Genomic DNA, 1,482 nt, shown 5'->3' with positions numbered 1-1,482 from the left:
ACGAACATGAAGTAATCGCGGAAGCGGTGGCCACCTGAGATGTGGCGGCGATGTTCGAACATCTGGCCGGCTGGCTGTCCTCCGATAGGATGAAGAACGGGCTCTCGATCGACACCGGGCCCAGCCACCGAACGGAGGACAGCCATGGAACACTATATCGGCCTCGACGTATCCATGAAAGAGACGGCAATATCGATCCGGCAGAACGGTAAGAGGATTTGGCGGGGCAAGTGCGCATCCGATCCGCAACTGCTTGCGGCGGTGATCCGCAAGCGCGCACCGCATGTCCGGCGGGTTGTGTTCGAAACGGGGCCGCTGTCGGTGTGGTTCTACCATGCGTTGACGGCAGAGGGCCTGCCGGTGATCTGCATCGACGCGCGGCATGCCAAAGCCGCGCTCGACATGGCCGCGAACAAGACCGATGCGAACGATGCCGATGGCCTGGCACATCTGGCCGAGGTCGGCTTCTACCGAGAGGTCCGCGTCAAAGGTTTCGACAGCATGCTGATCCGCACGCTGATCACCGCGCGGCGCCAACTTCTTAAGATGCGTTTGCAGATATCCAATCAAATCCGTGGATTGATGAAGACGTTCGGCCTTGTCGTGCCCAAGGGCGCCGGAAGCGTGTTCGAACGCAACGTTCGCGACCTTCTGCGGGGTGAAGAAAAGCTGGCGCGCATTGTTGTGCCAATGCTGCAGGCATGGAGTGGTATCCGATACCAAATCGCAGAGCTGAGCAAGCAGCTGGCAGCGATGGCGCGTAACGACCAGCATTGCCGTCTGCTCATGTCAGTGCCCGGTGTAGGCACCGTCACAGCCACCGCCTTTGCCGCAGCGGTGGAGGATCCGGCCAACTTCAGGAACTCGCGCGCCGTGGGCGCATGGGTGGGCCTGACCCCGAGGCGCTACCAGTCCGGCGAGGTCGATAATGATGGTCATATCTCGCGCCGTGGCGACAGTCAGTTGCGCGGACTGCTATATGAGGCGGCCGCGGTCATCCTGAACCGGTCGACGGATACCAGCATCCTGCGAACCTGGGCGTTGGAGCTGAAAGATCGGCTCGGCTTCAAGCGAGCGGCCGTGGCCCTGGCGCGCAAGCTGGCAGTCATCATGCATGCGATGCTCCGGACGGGCGAGTTGTTCGATCCGCACGGAGGAAAACCCGCCGCTGTCTGATCCTGCAGACGTTTAGCTACGACCATTCTTCAGGCCATTCCACCGATAGCGTTCTTACAGGACGCACCGAGTCGTCCCTGCCGGGACGTGGCTGAGATCATTCCGCGAAGCGGGAAGCAACTGCCTCGTTTAGCAGATTGCGTAACGAACATAGGAAGATCTCACCTGCGAAACTCATCCTGCGGCGATCATCGCGTCGACCGCGTAGACGACCCTGTACCCGGCATTCGGACGAACGAGAATCGACAGAAAGGACGACGGCCTTGCACTCACCCCCTTGACGGTCGAGCGATTAGACGACCCGCT

The 1,482-nt window shown here is 60.8% G+C and carries 1 protein-coding gene; it reads left to right on the top strand.

From position 1 onward, the window contains the following. Positions 1 to 144: 144 nt before the first annotated feature. Complete coding sequence (locus NKI16_RS33965) at positions 145 to 1,176, top strand: IS110 family RNA-guided transposase (RefSeq protein ID WP_352542900.1); 1,032 nt, start codon at positions 145 to 147, stop codon at positions 1,174 to 1,176. The last annotated feature ends 306 nt before the right edge of the window (positions 1,177 to 1,482 follow it).

Origin of the sequence: Mesorhizobium sp. M0698 (genome assembly GCF_040320455.1) — a bacterium.
Taxonomy (GTDB): domain Bacteria; phylum Pseudomonadota; class Alphaproteobacteria; order Rhizobiales; family Rhizobiaceae; genus Mesorhizobium.
This window is presented reverse-complemented; position numbering and strand designations above follow the sequence as displayed.

Coding starts and splice junctions, on each gene's coding strand:
- NKI16_RS33965 (WP_352542900.1), top strand. CDS start 145: ATGGAACACTATATCGGCCTCGACGTATCCATGAAAGAGACGGCAATA.